General features: G+C 66.3%; 26 protein-coding genes and 1 pseudogene. 18 read left to right on the top strand and 9 right to left on the bottom strand.

Annotation, left to right across the window (positions count from 1 at the left end; translation table 11 throughout):
- Window positions 1-123 precede the first annotated feature (123 nt).
- A complete protein-coding gene (gene ychF / locus HMPREF3175_RS05310) occupies window positions 124-1,203 on the top strand; it encodes a redox-regulated ATPase YchF (protein ID WP_070491034.1) in 1,080 nt (359 codons plus the stop codon).
- On the opposite strand, the gene HMPREF3175_RS05305 is transcribed toward ychF, so the two are convergent.
- Window positions 1,204-1,554: a VOC family protein gene (locus tag HMPREF3175_RS05305; protein WP_035757359.1), complete on the bottom strand. Its 351-nt coding sequence runs from the start codon at window positions 1,552-1,554 to the stop codon at window positions 1,204-1,206.
- Window positions 1,555-1,667: 113 nt separating this feature from the next.
- On the opposite strand from HMPREF3175_RS05305, the gene HMPREF3175_RS05300 reads away from it, so the two are divergent.
- Together HMPREF3175_RS05300 and HMPREF3175_RS10485 are read left to right on the top strand one after the other, a co-directional pair.
- Window positions 1,668-2,393, top strand: coding sequence for a TIGR02391 family protein (locus HMPREF3175_RS05300; protein WP_035757361.1), 726 nt, complete (start codon window positions 1,668-1,670; stop codon window positions 2,391-2,393).
- A 401-nt stretch (window positions 2,394-2,794) separates the two neighbouring features.
- A complete protein-coding gene (locus tag HMPREF3175_RS10485; protein WP_012359882.1) occupies window positions 2,795-3,109 on the top strand; it encodes a hypothetical protein in 315 nt (104 codons plus the stop codon).
- 87 nt (window positions 3,110-3,196) lie between these two features.
- Here HMPREF3175_RS10485 and HMPREF3175_RS05290 read toward each other — a convergent pair whose 3' ends face one another.
- A complete protein-coding gene (locus tag HMPREF3175_RS05290) occupies window positions 3,197-3,547 on the bottom strand; it encodes a hypothetical protein (RefSeq protein ID WP_005293255.1) in 351 nt (116 codons plus the stop codon).
- Window positions 3,544-4,965: a mercury(II) reductase gene (gene merA / locus HMPREF3175_RS05285; protein WP_070491032.1), complete on the bottom strand. Its 1,422-nt coding sequence runs from the start codon at window positions 4,963-4,965 to the stop codon at window positions 3,544-3,546. Before merA ends, HMPREF3175_RS05290 begins: the two co-directional genes overlap by 4 nt.
- 98 nt (window positions 4,966-5,063) lie before the next feature.
- Between merA and HMPREF3175_RS05280 the strand changes: the two genes are divergently transcribed.
- Window positions 5,064-5,453 (top strand): heavy metal-responsive transcriptional regulator, encoded by a 390-nt coding sequence (locus HMPREF3175_RS05280; protein ID WP_070491030.1) that lies wholly within the window; start codon window positions 5,064-5,066, stop codon window positions 5,451-5,453.
- Between the two features lie 43 nt (window positions 5,454-5,496).
- Here the strand turns inward: HMPREF3175_RS05280 and HMPREF3175_RS10380 are convergent, their stop codons facing one another.
- Entirely contained in the window at window positions 5,497-5,658 is a 162-nt protein-coding gene (locus HMPREF3175_RS10380) for a monooxygenase (protein WP_370991830.1), read from the bottom strand.
- Between the two features lie 241 nt (window positions 5,659-5,899).
- On the opposite strand from HMPREF3175_RS10380, the gene HMPREF3175_RS10295 reads away from it, so the two are divergent.
- Window positions 5,900-6,061, top strand: a complete 162-nt coding sequence (locus HMPREF3175_RS10295) for a hypothetical protein (protein WP_176745132.1) — start codon at window positions 5,900-5,902, stop codon at window positions 6,059-6,061.
- A 6-nt stretch (window positions 6,062-6,067) separates the two neighbouring features.
- Here HMPREF3175_RS10295 and HMPREF3175_RS05270 read toward each other — a convergent pair whose 3' ends face one another.
- Both HMPREF3175_RS05270 and HMPREF3175_RS05265 read right to left on the bottom strand, forming a co-directional pair.
- Window positions 6,068-6,631 carry a DUF488 domain-containing protein gene (locus HMPREF3175_RS05270; protein WP_070491028.1) on the bottom strand — a complete coding sequence of 188 codons (564 nt, stop codon included), beginning with the start codon at window positions 6,629-6,631 and terminating at the stop codon, window positions 6,068-6,070.
- Between the two features lie 91 nt (window positions 6,632-6,722).
- Window positions 6,723-7,157: a DUF1707 SHOCT-like domain-containing protein gene (locus HMPREF3175_RS05265; protein WP_083289417.1), complete on the bottom strand. Its 435-nt coding sequence runs from the start codon at window positions 7,155-7,157 to the stop codon at window positions 6,723-6,725.
- A gap of 64 nt (window positions 7,158-7,221) precedes the next feature.
- On the opposite strand from HMPREF3175_RS05265, the gene HMPREF3175_RS05260 reads away from it, so the two are divergent.
- Window positions 7,222-7,995: a MerR family transcriptional regulator gene (locus HMPREF3175_RS05260; RefSeq protein ID WP_070491027.1), complete on the top strand. Its 774-nt coding sequence runs from the start codon at window positions 7,222-7,224 to the stop codon at window positions 7,993-7,995.
- 160 nt (window positions 7,996-8,155) lie between these two features.
- Here HMPREF3175_RS05260 and arfB read toward each other — a convergent pair whose 3' ends face one another.
- Window positions 8,156-8,599, bottom strand: a complete 444-nt coding sequence (arfB, locus tag HMPREF3175_RS05255; protein ID WP_070491025.1) for an alternative ribosome rescue aminoacyl-tRNA hydrolase ArfB — start codon at window positions 8,597-8,599, stop codon at window positions 8,156-8,158.
- Between the two features lie 67 nt (window positions 8,600-8,666).
- Here arfB and HMPREF3175_RS05250 point away from each other — a divergent pair.
- Window positions 8,667-9,047, top strand: a pseudogene (locus HMPREF3175_RS05250) (VOC family protein); the annotation flags it as partial.
- A 22-nt stretch (window positions 9,048-9,069) separates the two neighbouring features.
- Window positions 9,070-9,528: a chromate transporter gene (locus HMPREF3175_RS05245; RefSeq protein ID WP_256276285.1), complete on the top strand. Its 459-nt coding sequence runs from the start codon at window positions 9,070-9,072 to the stop codon at window positions 9,526-9,528.
- Window positions 9,529-9,583: 55 nt separating this feature from the next.
- On the opposite strand, the gene HMPREF3175_RS05240 is transcribed toward HMPREF3175_RS05245, so the two are convergent.
- A complete protein-coding gene (locus HMPREF3175_RS05240) occupies window positions 9,584-9,838 on the bottom strand; it encodes an anti-sigma factor (RefSeq protein ID WP_370991825.1) in 255 nt (84 codons plus the stop codon).
- 221 nt (window positions 9,839-10,059) lie between these two features.
- Between HMPREF3175_RS05240 and HMPREF3175_RS05235 the strand changes: the two genes are divergently transcribed.
- The 10 genes from HMPREF3175_RS05235 (at window position 10,060) to HMPREF3175_RS05190 (ending at window position 20,963) form a co-directional block, all read left to right on the top strand.
- Entirely contained in the window at window positions 10,060-10,641 is a 582-nt protein-coding gene (locus HMPREF3175_RS05235) for an ECF transporter S component (protein ID WP_070491084.1), read from the top strand.
- Between the two features lie 107 nt (window positions 10,642-10,748).
- On the top strand, window positions 10,749-12,995 hold the full coding sequence (locus HMPREF3175_RS05230; RefSeq protein ID WP_218078881.1) for an ATP-binding cassette domain-containing protein: 2,247 nt from the start codon (window positions 10,749-10,751) through the stop codon (window positions 12,993-12,995).
- Between the two features lie 164 nt (window positions 12,996-13,159).
- The gene (locus tag HMPREF3175_RS05225) at window positions 13,160-14,041 is read left to right on the top strand and encodes an AMP-binding protein (protein ID WP_070491019.1); all 882 of its coding nucleotides are present in this window, start codon (window positions 13,160-13,162) and stop codon (window positions 14,039-14,041) included.
- Complete coding sequence (locus HMPREF3175_RS05220; protein WP_218078880.1) at window positions 14,038-14,256, top strand: hypothetical protein; 219 nt, start codon at window positions 14,038-14,040, stop codon at window positions 14,254-14,256. The genes HMPREF3175_RS05225 and HMPREF3175_RS05220 overlap by 4 nt, the downstream gene beginning before the upstream one ends.
- Complete coding sequence (locus tag HMPREF3175_RS05215; RefSeq protein ID WP_070491017.1) at window positions 14,253-15,296, top strand: ABC transporter ATP-binding protein; 1,044 nt, start codon at window positions 14,253-14,255, stop codon at window positions 15,294-15,296. The genes HMPREF3175_RS05220 and HMPREF3175_RS05215 overlap by 4 nt, the downstream gene beginning before the upstream one ends.
- Window positions 15,293-16,045 carry an ABC transporter permease gene (locus HMPREF3175_RS05210; protein ID WP_034666004.1) on the top strand — a complete coding sequence of 251 codons (753 nt, stop codon included), beginning with the start codon at window positions 15,293-15,295 and terminating at the stop codon, window positions 16,043-16,045. The genes HMPREF3175_RS05215 and HMPREF3175_RS05210 overlap by 4 nt, the downstream gene beginning before the upstream one ends.
- A complete protein-coding gene (locus tag HMPREF3175_RS05205) occupies window positions 16,042-16,779 on the top strand; it encodes an ABC transporter permease (protein ID WP_070491015.1) in 738 nt (245 codons plus the stop codon). The genes HMPREF3175_RS05210 and HMPREF3175_RS05205 overlap by 4 nt, the downstream gene beginning before the upstream one ends.
- 73 nt (window positions 16,780-16,852) lie before the next feature.
- Complete coding sequence (locus tag HMPREF3175_RS05200) at window positions 16,853-17,458, top strand: class I SAM-dependent methyltransferase (RefSeq protein ID WP_070491013.1); 606 nt, start codon at window positions 16,853-16,855, stop codon at window positions 17,456-17,458.
- Window positions 17,455-19,233 carry an ABC transporter ATP-binding protein gene (locus HMPREF3175_RS05195; RefSeq protein WP_070491011.1) on the top strand — a complete coding sequence of 593 codons (1,779 nt, stop codon included), beginning with the start codon at window positions 17,455-17,457 and terminating at the stop codon, window positions 19,231-19,233. The genes HMPREF3175_RS05200 and HMPREF3175_RS05195 overlap by 4 nt, the downstream gene beginning before the upstream one ends.
- Complete coding sequence (locus tag HMPREF3175_RS05190; RefSeq protein ID WP_070491009.1) at window positions 19,230-20,963, top strand: ABC transporter ATP-binding protein; 1,734 nt, start codon at window positions 19,230-19,232, stop codon at window positions 20,961-20,963. The genes HMPREF3175_RS05195 and HMPREF3175_RS05190 overlap by 4 nt, the downstream gene beginning before the upstream one ends.
- Window positions 20,964-21,186: 223 nt before the next feature.
- On the opposite strand, the gene HMPREF3175_RS10375 is transcribed toward HMPREF3175_RS05190, so the two are convergent.
- Window positions 21,187-21,397 (bottom strand): IS3 family transposase (locus HMPREF3175_RS10375; protein WP_218078879.1); only part of this gene is annotated, 211 nt, incomplete at its 5' end.

Genomic DNA, 21,397 nt, shown 5'->3' with positions numbered 1-21,397 from the left:
TAACGTGAACGCAACCTGCGCTCGCCGAGGTGCAGCCGCCGGAGCTTGTCCGCCGCAACGCAGCCCGCACCCGCCGGTACGCGTCCGGCGTCTATCTGTCCGCCGCCACGTAGAATGGTGGGCGTGGCTCTTACTATTGGAATCGTTGGGCTCCCGAATGTGGGCAAGTCCACTATGTTTAACGCTTTGACCCGTGCCGATGTTTTGGCGGCGAACTATCCGTTCGCGACGATCGAACCGAACGTGGGTGTGGTGCCGCTCCCGGATTCGCGTTTGCCGCAGCTTGCGGAGATTTTCGGTTCGGAGAAGATCCTCCCGGCAACCGTGTCTTTCGTTGATATCGCGGGCATCGTGAAGGGCGCTTCCGAGGGGGAGGGGCTGGGTAACCAGTTCCTCGCGAACATTCGTGAGGCTGACGCGATCTGCCAGGTGACCCGCGGCTTCCAGGATTCCGATGTCGTCCACGTGGCTGGGGAAGTTGACCCGGCATCGGACATTGACGTCATCACCACGGAGCTTGCGCTGGCTGACCTGCAGTCCGTGGAGAAGGCGTTGCCGCGGCTGCAGAAGGAGCTGACGAATAAGAAGGTCAGCAAGGCTTATGTTGAGGCGGTTGAGCAGGCGGAGAAGATCCTGTCCGATGGCCGGACCCTGTTCTCTGCCCGCGATGAGGTGGATCTGGACGAGCTGAAGCCACTGCAGCTGCTGACCGCTAAGCCGTTCATTTACGTCTTCAACCTGGATGACGATGGGCTTGCCGATGAGGAGTTGAAGGCTTCGCTTACGGAGTCGGTTGCGCCTGCGGTTTCGGTGTTCTTGAACGCTCAGTTTGAGGCGGAGCTCGCGGAACTTGATGAGGACGATGCGGCAGAGATGCTCGCTGACGCTGGCATCGAGGAGTCTGGTCTGGAGCAGCTTGCGAAGGCTGGCTATGAGGCGCTTGGTTTGCAGTCGTATTTGACGGCGGGCCCGAAGGAGACGCGTGCGTGGACGATCAAGCAGGGTGCTACCGCGCCTGAGGCGGCCGGCGTGATTCACACGGATTTCCAGCGCGGGTTCATCCGTGCCGAGGTTGTTTCGTTCGACGACCTGATCGCGGCGGGCTCGATGCAGGCCGCGAAGGCCGCGGGCCGTGTGCGTCTTGAAGGCAAGGAATACATTATGCAGGACGGCGACGTCGTTGAATTTAGGTTCAATGTGTAGCTAGGCCTTGGGTCTGCCCACACAGAACTCGTTGCCCTCTGGGTCCTGCATGATGGTCCACACCAATCCCGGTGCTTCGTGGGTGTCTAGTTCGGCAGCGCCCAAGCCTTTGAGACGCTCTACTAAGGTTTCGCGCTCCGACGTGCCAACGTCGATATGCATGCGGTTCTTGCCAGGCGTGGGATCCTCGACGCGCTGAAACCCTAGCGCCGGGGTCGAATCAACCATCACGAAATCACCGTAATCCGCGACGATTTCGCAGCCGGTTGCGGCGGACCAAAACTTGGCGAGCTTTGAGGGATCGTGGCAGTCGAAGGTGATCTGGCGGATCGTGAAGTTGGGATCGCTCATGGTTTCCATTGTGGGCGCGCGACAGCGCGCCTGCAACAATGCGGGGTGTTTCTGGTTGGGGTATCAGACCAGTTCTCTCCGGCCGTGTCAGCCCCATACGTCATAATGGAGGCATGGCCGAGCTGGACCCCGAGTGGGCGATCAATGAGATAGACACGTTCCTGCAAGTCACAGCGAAGGTAGTCCCCGACATGGGCCCGGGCATCGCCTACCTTGGAACCGTTATGAGCGGATCGCCGACTGAGGCTGCGGCACGCGCCCATGTCGTTGAAGTGATCCTTGACCGAGTGCTTCCCGGGTGGAGACAAGGACTCCCGGTCCAGGACAAGGAGTATAGCTGGCTGAGGAGTCAAGCGGCTCGGGCCAAGACAGCGCTTGAACGTCGGTCTGAACTCGCTGAAAAGCTCGGAGAGAACACACCAGACTTAGACGCAGCCAATCTGCATCCGTGGGCGTGGGAAAATGGCAAGGGTTACTGGAATCATGGGCACTACCATCAAGCAGTGATGCAGGCTGCCATCCGCGTCAATGCAGAGACCCAAGCGAAACTGAACCGCCTAGACATATCTGAAACAGCACTTTTCAACGAGGCGTTTTCACTCCACGATCCGAAGCGTAATGTGCCGCGCCTTCGGCTTATGGAAAATGATGGCAGTAAGACGTTTGAGAACCTGCATCGGGGCGCCCGCGCCTTTGCAGAGGGCTTGTACGCGGCTATCCGCAATCCCGGGATGCATGTTCCACACGACGGTGGTGAGGAGCAAGTCGCGTTGGAGCAGTTCGCGGCTTTCAGTCTATTGGCTCGCTGGGTTGATGGGGCTACCGTCCTGGAGGGGTGACTACATCGGTTTACGGAATAGCAGTCCGCTTGAGCGAAGGATGTGGGGAGCACGAACGTCTGTGATGAGGGTGCCGGGTGCTCAGTCGGCAAGGCCGTCCAGGACCATCGCCATAGTTGTGTGCAAGGTTAACGCCAGCGACTGGGCTGGGTCCAAGAATGAATCTCGCACACGTTAAACAGCGACGACAATCCGTCGAGTTCAAGTTCAACGTGTAGTGCTTAACCTCTGCGATGAACTCTTTGATCCCGGGACGTGATGAGGACTGGGGCTATTGTGCTCCCCCGAACGCTACGGCCCGGGGGCACGAGGCTGTGTCGCAGGTGCAAGCGAGAGGACCAGGAGCGAAACACAGATCGCTGAGTCGACGCAGTCACGGTAAAGACGGAGCCGTCTAGGCGGTGCTCGAGGTTGCGCGAGATACGGTGACGCTGGGCGTCGGTAAGCGATGCGCATTCGGCGACATCGATGGAAAGCTGGACTTTGCCGTCCGTCGTGTTGACGCCCTGGCCGCCTGGAGTCGACGATTTCGCGAAACGCTCCGCGAGATCGGCGGCGATGACCGCACCGTCGGGGATCCCCGGGCCGGGCGCTATGGTCAGGTCGTTCATGCCGCCCAGCCTAGGTGCCCACAACCCTTTCTCGTCTCGGCGGAAGCGGAGACCGCGTCGCGACGGCCGGGATCCAGCCTCAGTATTATCCTCGTCACCGGTTGATTCGAACGCTTTTTGCTCCTCCTTCTCCCGTCGGGCTTCGATTTCAGCGGCCTCCGCAGGTGGCAGTGATCGCTGGATCCGCTCGAACTACCGGTTCCGATCAGCGGTCGAAGGATTTTCGCAGCAGCCGGACCTGCGGCGCCGGTGCCGCCGCCGTAGCCTGACGAGCATCCCCGCCATGACGGCCATCACGACGGCGGTCCCGGCACCGATGATCCAGGGATTACCGAGGAGCCCACCGACGCCTGCGAGTGCTCCGCCCGCCGCGATGAACGGCAGGCCGCAGCAGAGCAGCGACGGAAGCGCGCAGCATGCCAGCAAGAGCAGCCCGGTCACTGCAGCGACGACGGGACCGGCGCGCCATTCGTCGCGGTCCTGATCGGCGCTCATCGTCTGCTTCAGGATGAGATCTCCCCGATTGCCTGCGTTGCCGTTCATGCGCAGCACGACAGCAGCGACGGGTCGGTGGTGAAGGCCTTCGCGGCGATCCGGATGCCCTCGGCCATGGTCAGGTAGGGGGCCCAGGCGTTGGCGACCTCGGCGACGGTCCTGCCGAGCACGTGGACGCCTGCGGCGGCGAGCTCCCCGGCGTCCTTGGCGACGGCGGTCAGGCCGAGGATCTCGTTCGTCTCGGCGTTCACGACGATCTTGATGAACCCGCGGGTGTCGCGGTTCACCAAGGCGCGGGGCACGTGGTGCAGGGGCAGGACGCGGCAGTCGCAGCGGATCCCCGCGGCGAGGACGTCCTTCTCGGTCATCCCGACCGCGCCGATCGCGGGCCCGGTGAACGTCACCCGCGGCAGGCGGGCGTAGTCGACGGACCGGTCGGCGTCGGCGAACGCGTTCTCGGCGACGAGGGTGCCGTGGTGGGCGGCGACGTAGACGAACTCGGGGTGCCCGGTCACGTCGCCCGCGGCCCAGATCCGCGGGTTCGAGGACTGCAGCCGGTCGGAGACGACCACCTCGCCGGAGTCTCCGGTATTCACCCCGACCGCATCGAGGTTCAGGCCATCGGTGACGGGACGGCGTCCGAGGGCGACCAGGACCTGGTCGGCGCGGAACTCCTGCGAGTCGCCGGACACGGCGGCGGTCACGACGGCCTCGCCCCCCGTGCCGCGGGAGACCCGGGTGGGCACTGCGCGGCTGACTACGCGGATGCCCTCGTCGGCGAACACCTCCTGGAGCGCTTTCGACACCTCCGGCTCCTCCTTCGAGGCGAGCCGGGACCGCACGAGCAGCGTGACCTGCGAGCCGAGGCGGGCGAACAGCTGCGCCTGCTCCAGGGCGACGTAGCCGCCGCCGAGCACCAGCAGCGACTCGGGGACCTCCGTCAGCTCCATCGCCGTGGTCGAGGTCAGGTATCCGGTCTCCTCCAGGCCGTCGATCGGCGGTGCCCACGGGCGAGAACCAGTCGCGACCAGGTAGTGGTGGGCCTCGATGGTCTCGACGCTTCCGTCGGATCCGGCAACATCGAGAACCGGCGCATCAGGGGTGCCCACGAACGAGGCGTCGCCGCGGAGGACCTGCCAGCCGTAGGAGTCGGCGACGTCGGCGTACTTCTCGCCGCGCAGCGACTCCACCAACGCTTGCTTCCCAGCGATCAGCGCGGGCATGTCGACGGGATCCGCCGTCGTCGCGATCCCGGGGAACCGGGTTGCGGCGTCGACCGCGACGTGCCGCGCGCCGGCCGCGGCAATGAGCGCCTTCGACGGGACGCAGCCCGTGTTCACGCAGGTGCCGCCGAGCGTCCCGCGCTCAATCATCACCACCGACTTCCCGAGCGTGCTGGCGCGGATCGCAGCGGCGAACGCGCCGCCTCCCGATCCGATGATGGCGAGATCGTACTTCGTAGGCATCGCTGCTCCTGTCAACTCTTGGCTTTCTGCTCTGTCTCAGCCATACTGGACCTTCCAGTGCAGGGGAAGGTCAAGCGCGGCCACGGAGGGAGACAGCAATGCGGATCGGAGAACTCGCCGAGAGGGCGGGCACTACCGCGAAGACCCTTCGCTTCTACGAGGAACAGGGCCTTCTGCCCCCGCCCGAGCGCACGCCGTCCGGATACCGCGACTACGCGCCCGAGACGGTCGCTCGGATCGACTTCGTCCACCGCGGCCAGGCCGCGGGCCTCACCCTCGCCCAGATCCACCAGATCCTCGACATCCGCGACGGCGGCCATGCGCCCTGCGAGCACGTGCGCGACCTGCTTGACGTGCGCCTCGCTGAGATTGAGCAGCAGATCGCGCAGCTCTCCGTGCTGCGCGACACTATCGCGGACCTCAGACAGGACGCCGCGCACCCGGACCCTGAAACGTGCAGCACCGATCAAGTGTGTAGGTACTTGTAGACGGCGGGAGTCAATGACTCAAACGCTACAACCCCGATATGCGCTAGCGCATGTCGATGCCGCCGGTGCCCACCTCGATATTTTTGGTGGTGGCCGCGACAGCACACAGCAGCGGCATCGGGGCGGAGGCCTGCAGCGCGAAGTGGTGGACTCGGAAGGACGCGTTGTTCACGCCGATTTCGTCTGCAGCCTGGGTGATCTCCAGATGAGTCTTGGCGATCTTTTCCGCAGATGGCCCGCGCTAGCTGCCGAAGGCGTAATGCCTGAAGCTTAAGAAGCCGAACGCTTTCATTGGATAACACTCCTTTTGATGGTGTTAACGAGAGGGAGTAACTTTGCGACGACGTACCGTCGAGTTCAAGTTCAACGTGTAGTCACGCCTCGGGGCTGCCAAAAACCCGTGGTCTTCGGGATTATAGGGCCTGTGGGGTAGCGTGTCCTGCGATGTGGGAAGTTCTGCGCATATTCACTCGCCTGGGCCTGCCATCAACCTGCCGCAGGGCAAGGCGGTCTTCCCGGACCGGGCGGATGTGCCCACCTCGCACAACGCCGAGGACGTCGCGGCTGCGAGGGCCCGTTACGAAGGCGCGCTCCGCCGCCAGCAGTAGCCTCGGTCAGCCACCCTGGCCGCTGGTTTCGGGCGGTGCGGGGTAGCGCACGAGGAGGTCGTCGCCGATGACCGCGCCGTCGTTAAGCGTTGCTTTGCGTATCGACGCCCCTTCGGCCCCCACCCCCATCACATGCGACACCTCGTCTCCGTGCGCAAGCAGGTGGTCGGCGATGATCCGGCGGTGGCAGCGCCACCACACAGCCTCCGAGCACATCACGGCGGTGGGCGTTTCGGCGGCCTGGTCTCGCAGGGCAGCAAGTGCCGCGGCGAACTCGTCGCCGAGGGCGTGGTCGGCGTAATTGTGGAAGCTACGGTTGCGCCAGTTGCCGTTGACCTCGAAGGGAACGGTGCGTGAGACGTTGCGGCGGCCGGTGAGCCCCTCGCTGCGGCTGTACGCGATGCCGTTCTCGGGCAGGTGGGCGGTGAGGTAGTCGTCGTTGAACCACGGGTACTTCCGCGAGCCGGTCAGCTTGCGCACATCAACGATCGACTCAACGCCGGCAGCACGGATCATCCGCACAAACTCCGCAAACTCGAGGTTGGAGTGGCCTACGGTGAAAATGCGCATGGCACATACGCTACGCGTCTGTGCCATCACACCCGGGTGGCCGGGCGGGTAAAACGCTGGGTCGCGACCTGTGTGTTTGGCGCATTCGCACCTATTTCCCAAGCTCCTTGCGTCGTTCGGCGGCGAGTTTCAGTCGCTCGGCGCGATCGGAACGTTCCTTCTCTAACAGTTCCTCGAGGATCTCGTCTTCCTCGTCGGAGATGTCGAAGACGGTGTACCAAGCGACCGCGAGTATGCCCACCACCGGCCACACTACCCAGGCGTAGTCCAGATCCAGCCCAATCTCCTGCACGAAATAGACCGCCAAGCCGCCGATGAGGGTGGTGTAGAGCGCGGCGTCCATCTTCCGCTTCGCTGCGAGTTTCTCATCCAGTTCGACCTCGGACGCCGTCCGCTTCTCCAATGCGACCGGTTCGGCCGGGACGTCGTCGAAAAGCATTGAAAGCTCCCCGCGCGTGCGCGCAACCGCGGCTTGACCTGTGCGTTCTTCGAACTCTCCCACATCAAGGTAGCCGTCTGCGAACAGTGTGCCCGTCCATTATCGCTCCCAACTTGCACTTGCCCCTGCGGCAAGCTGTTCAATCGCAACCATGGCAGATGGTATCGAATACACAATCAGCGAGGCCGCGGAAGCCCTCGGCGTTTCCACCAAGGCGCTGCGTCACTGGGAGGCGCTCGGCCTCATCACACCCGCGCGCACCTGGGCCGACCACCGCGTTTACAGGGAGGCGGACCTCGAGCGCGGCGCGGCCATCGCCCTCTACCGCGGAGTCGGCGTGCCGCTTGCGCAGATTGCGCAGCTTCTCGACGCCTCCGGAGCCGCCCTCACCCGCGCCCTCAAGCACCACCAAGAAGCACTCGCTTCTCGACGGCGCACGCTCGACGCCCAACTCACATCTGTCCAGCACCTCATTGACAACGCAACGAAAGGATCGATCGACATGGACGCAATGAAGAAGTACCTCGGCGAAGATATGCCCGCCTACCAGGAGGAGGCTGAGCAGCGCTGGGGTGATACCCCGGAGTGGGCGCAGTCCCAGAAAAAGCTCGCTCAAATGAGCGAAGGTGACTTCAAACGCCTGCAGGAAGAACAGGACGCTCTCGCCGCGGATCTGATCGCCGCACGCGATTCCGGCGTGGACCCCGGCTCCGAGGAAGCCGAAGCACTGGTGGAGCGCCACCGCGCAAGCATCGCCCAGTGGTACGAGGCGACCCCGGCTCGCCAGCTCATCCTCGCGCGCATGTACGTTGACGACGCGCGCTTCCACGAAGCCTACGGCGGCGCGCAGGATTACCTGCTCGAGCTGGTCACCGCCCACGCGGTGGCCGAAGGTGTGGACGTGGGCAACCCGCAGTGGGGTTAGAAACGGAGTAGTAATCTTTGGTTAGGTCTAGTGTTGTCGCGCCTATGCGATGACCAGCGAGAAGTCCCGAGCCGCCGCTGGTTATCCCCTCAGGCATCTGAGCTGGGGACACGGCTTTTCGGCTGTTGAGGTTCTTTGGTATGAGCCTGCAGGAGCGATGTTACGGCAGCCGGGGCCGGCGCCTCGTCGATTTCAGCTCCGAGCGCCGCTTCTTCGCTTCGAGACGACGCCGCACCGAGCCGCGCGTCGGCTTCGTTTTCCGCCGCGGGGGAGGCGGTGGGGCGAGCGCCTCACGCAATAGGGCGGCCATGCGCTCTCGCGCCTCGGCGCGGTTACGGACCTGCGAGCGCTGCGTCGACGCGCTCACGGTGAGCACAGTGCCGTCCAGGCGGTGTTCGAGGTTGTGGAGGGCGCGGCGGCGTTGGGCGTCGGAAAGCGATGCGCATTCCGCGATGTCGATGGAGAGCTGCACCTTGCTGTCGGTGGTGTTGACGCCCTGGCCGCCCGGGCCCGACGCCTTCGCGAACCGCTCCGACAGGTCCGCGGCGGCGACGACGAGGCCGCCGGGGATACCCGGGCCGGGCGCGATGGTCAGGTCCTGCATGCCGCCCACCCTACAAACAAGAACTCGCAGCTAGCGCAAAGACGCAGGAGCTTTTCCTGGCAACGCCCGCGAGGCGCTCGAGTTTTACCAGGAGGTGTTCGGCAGTGAGCTCGACATCATCACCTACGGTGAGCAGCTTGACCGAGGTGCACAGTTCCCGTTCGACCCGCCGCGCGACGCGGTCGCGCACGGCAAGCTAACCGGCCCGTTCACCTTCGGTGGCGGGGACGACCTGCAGAACAACACCAGCACTCTGGACCATGGGGTCTTCGGTGTTACCGCCGAGGTGGGGACAGTGGGCGAGGGCGAGCAGTTCATCGAGAAACTCACCCGAGACGGCGGCAAGGTCACCATGCCGTTTGCACAGGCGCCGTGGGGCGCGCACTTCGGCGCCGTGGAGGACAAGTTTGGGCTCGCCTGGAACATCACCACTGGCGAAGGCAGGTAGAGGCGGGTTCGGCGACGGCCACGTGGTGCTCCTGCTGCTCGAGACGGTCACGGTGGGCCCGGGGCTTGTCGACCATGACACCTTCCTCGCCGGCTACGGCGCAGCGCATGCGATGCCCTGCCCGCTGTTCACGTTCGCGTCCTTCCTCGGCGCCAGTGCACAAGGCATGAACTGGGCGCTCGGCGCGACAATCGCGACCATCGCGATCTTCCTGCCCGCTGCGCTTTTGGTACTTGGCGCGATACCGTTCTGGGAGCGCATCCGCCAGATGCCACGCGCAGGTGCCGCCTTGGCTGGAGCGAATGCCGCGGTGGTCGGCATTCTCGGTGCAGCGCTGTACACCCCGGTGTTCACCGCCGGGGTTTCCGGCGTGATCACTATGTCCATCGCCGTGGTCTGCTACGCCGCGCTCACCTCATGGAAGGTCCCGCCGTGGGCGGTCGTCGTCGGCGCGGCCCTGGTCGGCTGGATTGTGCTGTGAACTTCGCTCTCGCCCGGTGCTCGGCGCTGAAGCGCGCCAAGGGAGGGAACCGGGACTAGAGCGTCACGTTGGCCAGCACCGCGCCGGTGGGTTGCGCCGCGCCGGCGGCGACTTCCTCGGTTACGAGGACTGAAGCAGTTCCACCGGGCAGCGGCATCCACACGTCGTCGTGGGGTTCTTGGCCGATGACTCCAGCCGATTCCACGGCGCCGTCATCCATGACTGCCCACACTTGTGCCCCCATGCCGTCGTCGAGAGCTGGCTGGCCGTTGACCATGGCGCCGCCCTTGCCCATGCCAGAGCTGAACAACGAAATGGGGGGGGAACGGGGGCAAAGTCAATAATTCGAGTCTGGCATAAGTTGATAAGGATTGCCTAACCTAATACTGTTTCAAGTTATGGTCCCGATCGGGAATCGGCAACGGAAGCGAAGCGGCGACGATGAACAGAAAACGTGGATCGACCAGAGAACCCCTCTCCGGAGGGGGAGTCGGGGACGCGGGCCCGGACGGGACGGGCGACGGCGACGCGGTGGCGTCGCAGACGGACGACGGGCGGTTGGTACACGTCGCACCGGTCGCAGCGGGTGGCCGACCATCCACCCGCGATATGCTCGTCGCCGCCGCGATCGGCGTCGCGGGGTCTCTCGTCGTCGTGCCCCTGACCTACCTGCAGGTGTTCGCCGGCATCGCCCACGTTTATCTCGTCGCGGCGACGCTCGGGTTGTGGTTCCTGCAGTGCGTCGTTCCCCTCATCGTCGTCCGCAAGCCTGGCGCGAGCCTCATCGCGTGCCTTGCCATGGGCGTCGTGTCCGCGGCGACGACCCCGTTCGGCGTCGCCGCGATCGGGGCGCTGATCATGGAAGGATTGCTCATCGAGCTTCCGTTCATGGTCACCCTGTACCGGCGGTGGACGCGTCCCCAGTTCGTGGCGTCGGCGATGTTGTTCTCCGCGATGATGGGAACGATGGCCCCGCGCGCAGTTGGCGTCAACTCGCCGACCACGCCCATGACCCTGATCAGCTTCGGCGTAGCCTTGGCATCGAGCCTGGTGTTTTTGGTCCTGGGCTTTGCCGTCGCAAAGGGTCTTCGCAGCCGCGAGGTCACCCGGTGACCGGCGGAGCACCCGTGTGCGCCGGTGCGACACGCGGGACGGCCCCGGCCCGGTTACGGGTCAGTGGCGCGGGCGTGCGGCACGCCGATGGGCGATGGGCACCTGACATGGTGGATCTCTCCTTCGATTTCGGCACGATCAACGTTATTACGGGACCCGTGGGATGCGGAAAGACGAGCCTGGCCCACCTCATCGCTGGACTGATCCCCTCGCACATCCCCATCGACCATGCCGGATCCGTGCATATCGTCGATGCCGACGGCACCGAATGCCCCGTGGACGGGGACCGGGTCACCTTCGTCGGGCAAGACCCGGCGACGCAGGTGCTCACGCTTCGAGTCGTCGATGACGTATCCATGGCCCTCGAGTTTTCCCTCGTGGAAGTCGACATCGTCGCCAAGCGATCAGCCGCGGCCCTGTCAGAGCTCGGGCTGTCAGAGCTCGCGGAGAAGGATCCGTGGGCTTTGTCGGGCGGGCAACGCCAGCGGATGGCCATCGCCGGCGCGGTGGCCAGTGCGCCGGAGGTCATGATCTTCGACGAGCCCGCGGCCCACGTCGACGAGGATGGTCGCCGGTCGCTGTTCGCCGCTATCCGTGATTTGCGGGCCCCGGGGCGCGTCATCCTGCTCATCGAGCACGACCTCCGCCCGTTTGACGGGTGGGTCGACACGGTGACAATCCTTGATGTGGACGGGAGCGTCGCCGCCCAACGAGCGCCGGAGGGCATCGCGGTGAAGGGCATTGCGACGACGGCCGCGACCACCGGAACGCCGGACGACAGTACGCCGGGCACGGGGGCGCCGGACCGTCCCGGTCCGGACCGGCGGCGAAGGTCCCGGGGAGCCGGGAATGGCGCCGATCCGGAATCGGAGGCGGATGCCGTTCCGCTGCTGGCCTTGACCGGAGCCAACGTGGCCCGGGGTGGGGAGCGGATCCTGAACGGGGCTGATCTGACACTGGAACGGGGCGAGATCCATGCTCTAGTCGGCGCCAACGGAGCCGGTAAGTCCACCTTGCTGGCGGTGCTGTCGGGCCAGATGAAGGCGGGAGCGGACATACGGATCGACGGCGAGTCCGCCCGGCGCGCCCCCGACGCCTTCGCGTCGTGGGCGTTCCAGAACCCCGAGCACCAGTTCACCCGTGCGACCGTCGCCGCGGAAATCGCCTCCGCGCTGGCCGGCACGGACCCGCACGGACCACTCGGCGCCGATGAGCTGAGGAAACTGCGGGAAGCCTTGTGCCCCCGGGCACTTGACCCTGTCTCGCCGTTCGTCCTGTCGGGCGGACAGAAAAGACGGTTGGGCATCTTCCTGGCGGTGGCGGCCAATCGCCGTTTGCTGCTTCTCGACGAGCCGTTGGCGCACCTGGATTCGCCGAGCTCGCGCATCGTACTGGATACGCTGGCGGAATACGCCGGGGCCGGCGGAACCGTTGTGTTCACGTGCCACGACCGCCGTGCCGCGCGAACGTGGGCGGATCGGGCGAGCATCGTCGCCGAAGGGAAGGTCGCCTGGTCTGGTCCCGCGGCCGACGTGCCGGCTGCCCCGGAGTCGTCCCGGCGGGATCGCGCACTGCCCGCGGCCGGCGCAGGGACGTCCGGGAATGAAAGCCCCTGGACCAGTGAATCCGCCTCTCGAAGGCGCGCAGGGTTGAACCCCATCACGATTGTCGGGGCGGTGATGCTCGTCGTCGCCGCCGGGCTGCTCTCCGGTGGAGACGCCGTTGTCGCGCTGACGGTGGTCGCGTTCCTCGCACTCGCTGCGATCGCGGAACGCGACGTTCGGGCGACGGCGGGGAAGGTCCTCCTCGTCCTGTTGAGCGGGGTGTTCTTCGGCCTGATCGGGTGGCGCTCCGAGTTCTACGGAGGTGGGGATGCGGCGGAGGCCGTCCGCCACGGCATCCATCACGGACTGCTGCTGACGGCCGTGTTCGCGGGGACGGTCCTGGTCTCCGCGTGCATGCGCGTCGAGGAGCTTTTCGACGCCATGGTGCAACGCCTCCGGGTGCCCTACACATGGTGCACCATAGCGATTGCCGGGGTGAGCATCGCGGCGTTCCTGCGCAGCGAAATCCCCCAGCTGACATGGGCGATTAGATTGCGCTCGATGCGGCCGGAGCAGTCTTTCCGCTCCGGTTTCATTCGCGCGACGACGCCCGCGCGCATCGCCTTCCCCTTGTTCGTCAGCGCCGTGCGCTGCGCCGAAAAGCTGTCCCTGACCCTGGCGATGCGCAACTTCGGCCGCCACCCGCGACGCACCTTCCGCACCGATCACCCCTGGCGAGTGCGTGACGGGTTCGCGGCCGCAGCGTCCGCCGCGGCCTTCGTCGCCGCACTGGTGTCCGCAGTGACTTGACGGGCCCGGAACCGGCGGGTCCCGGGCCCCCGAGCGTTTCCGAGCTTGTGCGGAGACGCGCCCCACCCAGTTGCTTCAACCCTTCAGACACATCCTCCGGGTCACGCCATGCGGGCCCGGTCCGCCCGGCACCGGCATGGCGCCGACAACCGAAAGAGGTACCAATGAACACGATCCGGACCATCAGCGACGTGCTTCGGGACAAGGCCGATGAGACGAAAAAGGGGATCACCTTCGTCGAGAATCGGCAGGACGTCTTCGTCCCGTATGGCCGGGTCCATGCGGAGGCGGTGGCGGCTGCGACTCGGTTGGCCGAAGCCGGCATCGGCCCCGGCGATCGCGTGATCTTCCAAGTTTCGGAGAACCGCGGGCTCATCCGGGCGTTCTGGGGCTGCGTCTACGCCGCCGCGGTTCCGGCGCTTGCGCCGCCGGTGTCGGGCCCGGTTGACGTCGACAGGGTGCGGACGCTCTCGGACATGATGCCCGGGGCCCCGATCCTGGTCGACGAACGCAGTCACACGCTGCTCACCGGAGCAAACGGTGCCGTGGTCGTGGGCGAGGACCGGCTGCTCGACGTGTCCATCGTCAATGACGCCGCCGCGGAACCGGGTGCGGCGATGCCGGGTGATGCTGAATCGGACTTCTCTCAGGCGGGGGACGTGGATTCCGGGGATGGCGCCGGGGCGGTCCCCGCGTTCCCGGTGCGAGGTGGGACGGCCGGCGAAGCCCTCATCCAGTTTTCGTCCGGCTCCACGGGATCGCCAAAGGGCGTCATCGTAACCAACGAGTCCGCGCTGAACGGTCTGCGCGCGACGATCCCACGCCACGCGCACCGGTACGAGAACAAGATGCTCACGTGGCTGCCTTTGACCCACAACCTTTCGCTGATCGGCTTCCACGTCTACGCCCTTTTTCGTGGGTACGACCAGGTGTTGCTGCCGGTTTCCGAGGTGGTCGCCGTTCCCCCGAGATGGTTCGAGGCCGTGACCAGGCACCGGCCGAGACGACCGTCGTCCGGGCGACTGGCCCGGGTTCCTACAAAATGACCGCGGCCATTGCCGCCGCCACCGTTGCGTCGGTCGCGGGGAAGCCGGTCGCGCCGGGGTGCCGGGATCTCGTCGGCCACCCCCGGCTCCTCGAACCGGTCCTCGCCTTCGCCCGCGATGCGGGCATCCATATCGAAACGCCGAATGACAACCCGACCACGGGGCCACTGCCGGCAGCGGCCCACTGCGACACCAAAGAAAAGGAGAAACGATGACGGATCAAGCTGAACGGGGTGCGGCGATCGTCGTCCGCGACCTCACGAAGAGCTACCCGATTGCGGGCACAGCCGGCACCGCGCCCGAAGGCGGGGCAGGTGCTCCGCCGGACGGCGGGCGCAAGGGAAAGCGCGGCGCCCGGATGCGCAAGCATGTGCTCGACGGCGTGAGTTTCACCGTGCCCGCCGGGTCGATCGTGTCGTTCCTCGGCCACAACGGCGCAGGCAAGACCACCCTCATCCGAATCCTGTCGACGCTCATCACCGCAGACTCCGGCGAGGTGAGCATCTTCTCGCGCGATGTGAAAGAGGATCCGGCGGGCGTGCGCGCTGACATTGCCACCACCGGCCAATTCGCGGCGATCGACGAGAACCTCACCGGCCGGGAGAACCTGGAGTTCTTCGGGCGGCTGCGCGGACTCGACCGCGCCGCCGCGGCCGCCCGCGCGACGGAACTGCTCGCGCAATTCTCGCTCGCAGACAGTGCCTCGACGCTGGCGTCGGCCTATTCGGGTGGCATGCGGCGCCGCCTCGACATCGCCGCGTCGCTGTGCGTCGTGCCCAGGCTGCTGTTCCTCGACGAACCCACGACGGGGCTGGACCCGGTCAGCCGCGAAGAGCTGTGGGGCTTCATCCGGCAACTGCGGGACGACGGAATGACCCTGGTGCTGACCACCCAGTACCTGGAAGAGGCGGAGGCGCTGGCAGACCACGTCCATCTGCTCAAGGATCGCCGCATCGTCGCCAGCGGAACGCCGGAGGAATTGCGCCGCGCCTTCGGGTCGCACGTGCTCCGCGTGTCCTTCGCCACCGCCGCCGAGGCGGAGGCGTTCGCCCGCTGCCTCGGGGGAACGTGCCTGGACGGCGCCCGCGTCGCGGGGAAGTCGGTGTCCCTCGACGTCGACCCCGGACCGCGGGTCCTCGAGGCGGTGGCGCAGGCGATGGAGGCCTCGGAAGCGTTGCCGGATTCGCTGAGCGTGTCGCCGCCCACCCTCAACGAGGTGTTCATATCGATGAACGCAGGGGGTGCGGCGCGATGAGTGCGACGTCGGTCGCGGCGTTTCTCCGTCGGGATCTGCTGCTGTTGCGACGCAACACCGCGTCGCTGATCTCCATGTTCGTGGTTCCGCCCCTCTTCCTGCTGTGCCTGTACGCGGTGTTCGGGTACTCGGCGGAGCAATCCGGCTTCGGGTACCTGCGTTTCGTGCTCGGCGGCTGCCTGTTCCAGGCGGCGATGTTCACCGCCGCGGCGTCGGCGATGGCGGTGGGACAGGACGTCGAATCCGGGCTCGTTGACCGCGTGCGCGTGTTGCCCGGGGCCACAGGCGGCTATGTCGCCGGCAGGCTCGTCACCGATGTGCTGCGGATGTCCGCGTCGATCGCGGCGCTGCTGGTCGTCGCGTGGGCCTGCGGCCTCGACATGGCTGTCGGTGACGTCGCGTGGACTGTCCTGTGGTCGCTGCTCGCCGCGGCGGTCCTGTCCCTGGTCACGGACGGGGTGATCCTGATGGTGCCCGCCCCGGTGTCGACGGCCTCATCGATCCAGGCGCTGGAAATGCTGCTGCTCATGTTCTCCACCGCGTTCATTCCGGCGACCGCTTTGGACGGCTCCCTTCGCGACGTCGTGCGCCACATGCCTTTTTCGCCGGTGATCGAGGTGATTAGGGCGGCGTCCCCGGACGCCTTCCCGGATCGCGCCGGGGAAGAGGCCGCCCTGTGGCTCGGTGTCGCGGCGGTCGCCGGAATCGTCCTGTTCATCCGCCGGTTCACCTCGAGGAGCGAATCATGATTGGCGCCATCTTCGTGCATCTGCGGCGCATCGCCCACATTTGGCTGCGGCGCCCCGACTTCTGGTTCATGACGTTCATTGCTCCGCTCGTGTACCTGTTCATCGTCAACCGCATGTTCGGTGGCCTGGTCAGGCAGCTCACCGGAGAGTTCGAACTCCGGAACGCGGTCATCCTGGTCGTGACGGCGTGGGCGTTCATCCTGGCCATCACGGGATCATCCACCGTGTTCGTTGAACGCAGCAATGGCTTCCACGAGCGGTTGATCACCATGCCGGCGCCGTACGCGGCCGTGCCGGCCGCACGGATCATTGCCGAGTTCATCCGGATCATGGCGATGACGGCCGTCGTCGCGGCGGTGGCCGCCTTGCTTTCCGACGGCCCACTGGAGGTGTCCTGGTGGTGGAGGATCGCGGTGACCGGCGCGATGGTTGCCGCGGCGGCCGCATGCACCGGCACGTACATCGCGTTCTCCATCACCAGCCCCCAGGGTTCCGTGGCCCTCATCCCGTTAATCATCGTTGCGATGTTCGTCAATACGGTGCTCATGCCCGCCGACCACTTCCGTCCCCTCCTGCGCGGAATCGCCGGGCACACCCCCGTATCCGCGGCCGGCGAGGCCGTCAACGGCACCGGGGCTGCGGGTCTGGTGGTCTGCGCGGCCTGGTTCTTAGGCATCGCCGTGCTCGCGGCGTGGGGCATCGCCGTGAAAACGAGGCCGGGGGAGTCTGCATGACGGCCCGCGAATCCGAGCATCTAACCCGAAACCGCCGCGTGGACGCGGCCCACACACCCGGAGACAGAACCAGATGAAGTCGATCGCCCAGATCGTCCAGAACAACCGCAGGCTCCTCGCGGCCTACGAGGACAAGGTCCAGCCGAGGTTCCTAAGCCGCTATGCGCGCGAACCGATGGACGCCGCCGCCGTGTACCGGAAGCTCCGTGCGCTGGATCCCGGGCCGGATGCGCCGGCCCGGGTCCTCGACCTCGGTCGCGGAACCGGGTGGCTCGCCCGCACGCTCGCCGCTGAGTCTCGCTATCGCAGGGCGAACATCGTCGGCTACGACCTGTCGCCCAATGCGATCCGCATCGCCCGCGAACGCGCCGCCGCCGACGGGCTTGGGGCCCGGACGGAATTCCACGTTGCCGACGTCCTCGCGCCGCTCGGCAGGGTCGCCGGGCTGCTCGCCAACGGCGGCATCGCTTACGTGCAGACGTTCGTCGAGGATCCCGACGTGAACGAGCGGGTCGACATGGCCGTCATGGCGAAGATGGGCCACCGGGTGTTCCGGGGCAGCGAGCTCGAGGATCTCGCCGAAGCCAACGGGCTGAAGCTGGGCGGAGCCTCACACGCCGGCATGGTGTACTTCTGCACTCTCACGAAGAAAAGCGCGATCGGGGAGGCGGGGAAGTGAGCGCCGTGGACGGGACCGTAGGCCCGTGGTCGCTGCTCGCCCCGATTCGGACCCGGATGCGTGCGGTGGTCGCGTTATCCGTCCTGTCGTCGGTGGCTACCGTCGCTTCGCTGGTCGGCATCATCGACATCGCGATGACGTACCCGGAGGCCCCGGAGCATCGGACGTGGTTGGCCGTGGCTGTCATCGTCGTCGCCGCAACGGTGCGCATGGCCGCGGACGGCGCCGCCGGCATGCTCTCGCACCGGGCGGATAACGACCTGCAGCTCCACCTCCGGCGCCGACTGGTCGCCCAAATCCGGAAGTTGCCGCTGGGCTGGCTGGACGCCCGGCGCTCGTCGGGAATCATCGAGTCGGTTGAGAAGGACGTCGCGGCTGTCCACCAGCTCATGGGCCACACCGTCGGTGAGACCGTGGTGGCGGTGCTGGTTCCCCTGCTTTCCCTCATCGCGCTCGTCGCGGTGGATTGGCGGATCGCGGCGGTGGCGGTCGTCCCGGTGCTGGTCACCTTCGCCCTGATGGGCGTGATGATTTCGCGCGGAGCCGGTCTTCAGCGCGACTACGAGCGAGCCTCCGAAAGAGTGACGGCCGCGGTCATCGAGTTGGTGCGCGGTATCCCGGTGATGAAGTCCTTCGGACGCGCCAACCAGGGCGCGGGTCGCTACGATGCCGCGGCGTTGTCGTTCGTCCGCGCGTGGTCCGCCTGGTCCCGGCAGTCGAACATCTATCTCGGGCTCATCGACGTGGTGACGTCCCCGACCACAGTCCTCGCAGTGGTGTGCGGGGCCGGCCTCGCTCTGAGGGACGCCGCGGGCGGCATACCGGAGGGTCTCGTCGCCGGGCTGGTTCTCAGCCTTGGACTCTCCGCGGCGATCGTGCGGGTAGCCATGAACTCCGAACCCATCATCGCGGGGATCGCCGCCCTGAAGTCCATCGCGGAGGTGCTGGGCACGCCGCCGATCGCCGAGCCCGCCGATCCGGTGCCCGCGCGCGGAGGCGCGCTCGAGGTCCGGAACCTGGTCTTCTCCTACGGCGATGGGCCGCGGGTCCTCGACGGGATGTCCGCGACGTTCGAACCAGGGACCCTCACTGCGCTGGTGGGGTCCTCCGGTTCCGGAAAGTCCACCGTCGCCCGGCTGTTGGCGCGTTTCCACGACCCCGTTGAAGGCTCGGTGCTGCTGGGCGGCGCCGATCTTCGCGACATCGCCGTGCGCGACGTGCACCGCTCGGTGTCGGTGGTGTTCCAAGATCCGCAGTTGTTCACGCTGCCGTTGCGGGAGAACATCCGGCTGGCCAGGAGAGACGCCACCGACGACGAAATCATGGCGGCCGCGAAGCTCGCGAACCTCGATGCGGTCATCGCGGCGCTGCCGAAGGGCCTGGATTCGGTGGTCAACGTCGACGTAACCTTTTCCGGTGGTGAGGCGCAGCGCGTGGCCATCGCGAGGTCGATTGTTACGGACGCGCCGGTGCTCATCTTCGACGAGGCAACCGCTTACGCGGATCCGGCTTCCGAGGCCCTCATCCAGTCCGCAATCGAGCGTTTGGCCCGTTCGCGGACGGTGATTGTGATCGCGCACAGGTTGAGCACGATCCGCAACGCCGACCGCATCCTCGTTCTCGATGGGGGAGCGGTCGCGGAGGCGGGTACCCACGACGAGTTGCTTGCGCGCGGTGGCCGCTACCGGGATCTGTGGCGCGCGTTCGCCCTCGACGACGAACCATCCGCCCCGCGGGGCACTGAATCAGACGATGAAAAGGCAGGGAACCGATGATCCGGGACTTGTGGTCGATGACGGATCGGCGCTCGAGAATGACGCTGGTGTGGCTCATTGCGTTGGCCGCGCTTGCCGCGCTGGCACAGGGAGCGGCGTTCGTCGCGCTGCTGCCGCTGCTGTCGGCTCTGGCCGAGGGAGATGATGCGACGGCGTGGCGTTTCACCGGCGTCATCGCCGGCCTCGCGGCCGCCCATGCGGTGCTGTCCCTCGCCGCGGGGACGGTCGGCAGGGCGAATTCCGCAGCGGTGCTGTCGTCCCTGCTGCGTTCCCTGGGCGAACGCGTGCTGACGTTGCCACTCGGGTACGTCACCAAGTCCACGGCCGGCCGCTTCTCGGAGATGGCGTCGTCGGGTATCGCGTTCGCGGCGTCCGTGCCGCACGTGATCCTGCGGCCCGTCATCGCCGCGGTGGTTACGCCGACCGTCATCGCCTTCGGAATTCTGGCGGTGGATTGGCGCGTCGGGTTGGTTCTCGTCGCGTCGGCGCCGGTGATCTTCTTCGCCTACCGGGCCATTGGCCGGGTCGGCGGGGAGTCGGACGAAGCGCATGCTGACGCCGTCGCTGCCGTCTCCGGCAGGCTGATCGAGTTCACCCGCGGCCAGCAGGTGATTCGCGCCGCGGGCGACGGTTCGGCGGCGGACGCGATGGTGGATGAGGCGATCCGGGCCCAACACGATGCGTTCGCGAAGGCGACGTCGACGCAGGGGGCGGCCATCGGACGGTTGGGTTCGGTCGTCCATGCGGTGTTCACGGCGGCGGTGATCGTCGCCGTGGCGGTCGCCGCGACGGGCGGGATGTCACCGGCGCATTTGGCGCCGATACTCATCGTGGTCGTCCAGTTCACCGGACCGATCACCACCGCGGGAGCGTTGTCCGGCGGTTTCGGCGCGGGCCGCAACACGTTGGCTGCGCTGCGTGACCTGCGGGCGATCCCCGTCCTTCCCGAACCTGCCGCACCGGAGCTGCCCGACGGGCATGACGTGGAGTTCCGCGGCGTGAGCTTCGGGTACGGGGAGAAGAAGGTCCTCGACGGCGTCAGCTTCCGTGCACCTCAGGGAGCGCTGGTCGCCATAGTGGGACCTTCGGGGGCGGGCAAGACGACGGTCATGCGGCTGCTGTCGCGGTTTCATGATCCGGACTCGGGGGAGATCCTCATCGGCGGGGTGCCTTTGCCTCGGATCGGCACCGACGGCGTGAACTCGCTGGTGACCCCGGTGTTCCAGGAGACGTTCCTTTTCGACGCGTCCGTGCGGGACAACGTGGTCTTCGCCGACCCCGGATTCGGTTCCAGGCCCGGTGACGGGGACCGCTTGCGCGAGGCCGCCCGGCGTTCCGGGGTGGACCGCATCGTGGAGCTGCTGCCTTCCGGGTGGGATACCCCGGTGGGGGAGGAGGGGACGCTGCTGTCGGGAGGCGAGCGGCAGCGCCTCGCCATCGCCCGGGCGCTTCTGAAGGATTCCCCGGTGGTGCTTCTCGACGAGCCGACGTCCTCGCTGGATGCGGCCACTGAGCGGGCGATCGTCGGCACGATGGAAGCGTTGCGCGGCGATCGCACCGTGATCGTCGTCGCCCATCGCCTGCACACCATCCGCGATGCCGACCTCATCGTCGTGCTTTCGGAGGACGGGACGGTCGCAGAACGGGGCACGCACGATGAATTGCTGGCGAAGGGCGGCCGCTACGCCGAGTCGTGGGCGTGCCGGACGGGAGGCTCCCCGGGCGCCTGATCCTCATCATCTGGTCGATGCCCCTCACGGGCGCCCTGCCGCAGCTTCCCGAATCCCACCGCCAGGCGCTCGGTGGACAGAGCGAAACCGCCGACGAAAACGCCGAGCAGCACGAACACCGACGAGCTGTAAAGACTGAAGCTCCCGGGAACGCGAAAATAGCCCCTTTTCTCATCCCAGTGAAAGTTGTGAACTAGCCCCCGAAAGTTGGACTGGTTTAATTCTAGGCGGTGAGGGGTTCAAGGGTCTGATTCCGATATTGCATCGGGGTCAGGCCCTTGAGTCGTTGTTGAATGCGTTCGGTGTTGTACCACTGGATGTACTCGTCGATCGCCTGGTTGAATTCTGCGACGGTGTCGAAGACTTCTCCGTGGAACATCTCGGTTTTCAAGTGCCCGAAGCAATTCTCCATCACCGCGTTGTCGTAACAGTTG

This window comes from Arthrobacter sp. HMSC08H08 (assembly GCF_001807575.1).
Taxonomy (GTDB): domain Bacteria; phylum Actinomycetota; class Actinomycetes; order Actinomycetales; family Micrococcaceae; genus Pseudoglutamicibacter; species Pseudoglutamicibacter albus.
This window is presented reverse-complemented; position numbering and strand designations above follow the sequence as displayed.